This window comes from Aquicoccus sp., assembly GCF_041686535.1.
Taxonomy (GTDB): domain Bacteria; phylum Pseudomonadota; class Alphaproteobacteria; order Rhodobacterales; family Rhodobacteraceae; genus Aquicoccus.
In genome coordinates, this window is the sequence record NZ_JAWLDS010000179.1 from 1 (window position 1) to 3129 (window position 3129).

Here is a 3129-nt window from a genome sequence, read left to right on the forward strand (position 1 = left end):
TGCTCAACCGCACCGCCCGGCGCCCCGAGGATATCGTCAAGCACATCGGCGTGCGCCCGCTGGCCACCCTGCCCTATATGCGCAGCCGGTCCGAGATTTTCTGGAAACGTCTCGTCAAGCTCGCAGTCTATCTGGCGATCCTTGTCGGGTTGCCCGCCGCAGTCTATGCGGTGCATCTGTATTACCTGCCGCTCGACCTTCTCGCCGATCGGGCCATGAACAAGATCGGGGTGCGGTGGTGAACCGGCATTACGATATCAGGAGCGATTGAGATGGAACGCATTCAGGAAGCCTTGGCCAAGGCGCGCGCCGCACGCCAGAAGAACAGCGCGACCCGCGCCGATCAGCAGCAGGGCAGCACCAATCGCACCGAGCATGCTCCGGCCCCTGTTCCCAGCGTGCCGGTGGACGACGCTTGGGGAGCACTGGCGCCTTTCAAGCTCAACCGTGCGCATCTGCGAAAGCACCGGGTTGTGGCCGCCGAAGGCGGGCGCGACAGCGCGCCATATGACCTTCTGCGCACCAAGATCATCCACCAGGCCCAGAGCCACGGCTGGCGGCGGGTGGCGATCGTCTCGCCCGATGTGGGGGCGGGCAAGAGCACCACGCTAGCCAACCTGGCTTTCAGCTTCGAGCGGCAGCGCGACATGCGCGTGCTCTGCGTTGATCTCGACCTGCGGCGTCCAATGTTGCACAAGGTTCTTGGGCAGGAGCCCGACCATTCCATGGCCGACATTCTGGAGGGCCGGGTGCGCTTTGCCGAGCACGGGCTGCGGCTGGGCCAGCGCGTGGGGTTCGGACTCAACCGTGGACCTGCGCCCAACCCCTCGGAACTGCTGCTGAGCCGCGAAGCACGCGCCGCCCTGGACGAAATCGAGGCGGGCTACGCCCCCGATCTGGTCTTCTTCGACATCTCGCCGCTCAATGCCAGCGACGACAACATCGCCTTCCTGCAGAATGTCGATTGCGCTGTTATAATCGCGGCGGCCGAGGCCACGCCGATGAGCCGTATCGACCAGGCCGAGCGCCAAGTCGCCGAGCTGACCAACGTGATGGGGATCGTACTCAATAAGTGCCGCTATATCAGCGACACAGAAGGGTATGATTACTACTGATGACGGGTATCGGGGGACACAAGGAGCAGTGATGCCCGACATCGCGATCATCATCCCGCATTACAATGATGTGGTCCGGCTCGAGCGCTGCCTCTCCGCGTTGATGGGAAACGACCTGCCGGGCTGCGAAGTTTTGGTGGTCGATAATGGCTCGACCGAGTCCTTGGAGGACGTCCGGGCGCAATTCCCGGCCATCCGCTTCGTCACCGAGCAAGAGAAGGGCGCCGCCGCCGCGCGTAATCGCGGCGTGGCCGAGACGACCGCGCCGCGCCTCATGTTCATCGATGCCGATTGTGTGGCCGCGCCCGATTGGGTCGCTGTGGGTCGTGCCGTGGCGGATCGGGCCGATCTGATCGGGGGTCGCGTGGAGATATTCGACGAGACACCACCCCCGCGCAATGGGGCCGAGGCGTTCGAGGCGGTCTTTGCCTTCGATTTCCGCCACTACATCGAGGTGCAGGGCTTTTCTGGCACCGGCAACCTGATCACAAGACGCGATGTGTTCGAAGATGTCGGCCCCTTCCGCGGCGGCGTCTCGGAGGATCGCGACTGGTCGTTTCGCGCCACCGCCAAAGGCTATCGGCTGATTTACGAGGATGGGCTGCGCGTGGGCCACCCGTCACGGCAGGACTGGGCGGCGCTGCGGGGCAAGTGGCGGCGGATCACGCAGGAGATGTTCGGCCAGACTGGGGGCGGGGCAATGGCGCGCGTGAGATGGGCGCTGAAGGGGCTGTTGATGCCGGTGAGCATCGTCGCGCATCTGCCGAAGGTCGTGACGAGTCCCAAACTCTCCGGCCCACGCGACCGTTGGCGCGCTGCCCTCACTCTGGTGCGGCTGCGGCTGCTACGCATGGTCTGGATGCTGCGACAGGCGGTCGGATTGGAAATCTGAGGCGCAAAAACAAAGGGCCGCTAGTTGCGGCCCTTTATCAAAATTCTGACTGGGTATTCTTACCTTACGCAGCCTTGCGCTTGCGGCGCAGCACGGCCACGCCACCAAGTGCGGTCAGCAGCAGCAGGCCACCGGCAGGCAGCGGGACCGCAGAGATTATGAACTCTGCGCTACCATTGTTGGGATCATTTCCTTCCGAGAACATCAGCACATAGGTACCGGCACCATACCCATTGATATCATACGTGATCGGCGGGACAACAAATGGTGTGCCGTCGTTCCCGGCACCGGTTACAAGAACACAATCGGTCGACCCGAAGCTGGCCTGAACATCAGCACCGCATGCCGTTTCCGTATTCGGAGTATGAGGCAGGATTGCCGTCAGTGCGCCACTGTCGAAGTCGCCATAATAAAGCTGGAAGCCGCTGCGTGCTCCTTCAGCATCAAGCAGGTCACTTTCCGGTGCATAATCCTGAAAAGTCAATCGGAATGACGCATTTGTCGTGAACTCAGAATAGGCCAGAAAACTATCGGGGGATGTAGAATCCCAGTCGAAGTCAATGTTCGCCGTTCCATTGGCAAGAGAGTTCTGTTTCACGGAACCATCGCCACCGCTAAGGACCGTGCCAGTGTTGCCGCCAATACCGCCCGTAAAGCTCACGGTGACCGCTTCCGCTTTTTCAGCGCCGAAGGCGACCATCACCCCAATTGCCAACGCACTCGCGCCAGTCATGCTCAAAATTTTGTTCATAAAACTCATATTCCTTCTCCACACACAGGGTTCACCTTTGTTTCACTGTACTCCCTGACGGCCATTCCGCAAATAGGGAATCCACACTCCAGCCCCATTTTCACCACATTTTCGACGTGAATTTGACCCGCACACACAACCTGAAAGGGAAAGTCGAAAGGCTGATTTCAGAACAACCGCCAATCGGGGCAGAAGGGTGGTACTGTTGCCGATCCGCGAACAACCGCCCCACGTCATCTTTCAGTCTGGGCGAATCGCCCTGTCGCAAAGCAAAACGGCCGCAACTGGCGACCGTTTTTACGTCGTTTCTTCAAAACTTTATCAGTCAGGCGGTCTGCTTGCGGCGACGCAACGCGGTCAGGCCACCGATA

3 protein-coding genes and 1 pseudogene are annotated in these 3129 nt (G+C 60.8%); 3 read left to right on the top strand and 1 reads right to left on the bottom strand.

Translation table 11 applies throughout. The annotated features are described in order from the left end of the window. The 3 genes and pseudogenes from ACESL9_RS17620 to ACESL9_RS17630 form a co-directional block, all read left to right on the top strand. A pseudogene (locus ACESL9_RS17620) lies at nucleotides 1-242 on the top strand (lipopolysaccharide biosynthesis); the annotation flags it as partial. Nucleotides 243-272: 30 nt separating this feature from the next. Next, complete coding sequence (locus ACESL9_RS17625; protein ID WP_372675378.1) at nucleotides 273-1115, top strand: CpsD/CapB family tyrosine-protein kinase; 843 nt, start codon at nucleotides 273-275, stop codon at nucleotides 1113-1115. A gap of 31 nt (nucleotides 1116-1146) precedes the next feature. Continuing rightward, nucleotides 1147-2007 (top strand): glycosyltransferase family 2 protein, encoded by an 861-nt coding sequence (locus ACESL9_RS17630; protein ID WP_372675379.1) that lies wholly within the window; start codon nucleotides 1147-1149, stop codon nucleotides 2005-2007. A 64-nt stretch (nucleotides 2008-2071) separates the two neighbouring features. Here ACESL9_RS17630 and ACESL9_RS17635 read toward each other — a convergent pair whose 3' ends face one another. Beyond that, the gene (locus tag ACESL9_RS17635) at nucleotides 2072-2767 is read right to left on the bottom strand and encodes a VPLPA-CTERM sorting domain-containing protein (protein ID WP_372675380.1); all 696 of its coding nucleotides are present in this window, start codon (nucleotides 2765-2767) and stop codon (nucleotides 2072-2074) included. Nucleotides 2768-3129: the final 362 nt, after the last annotated feature.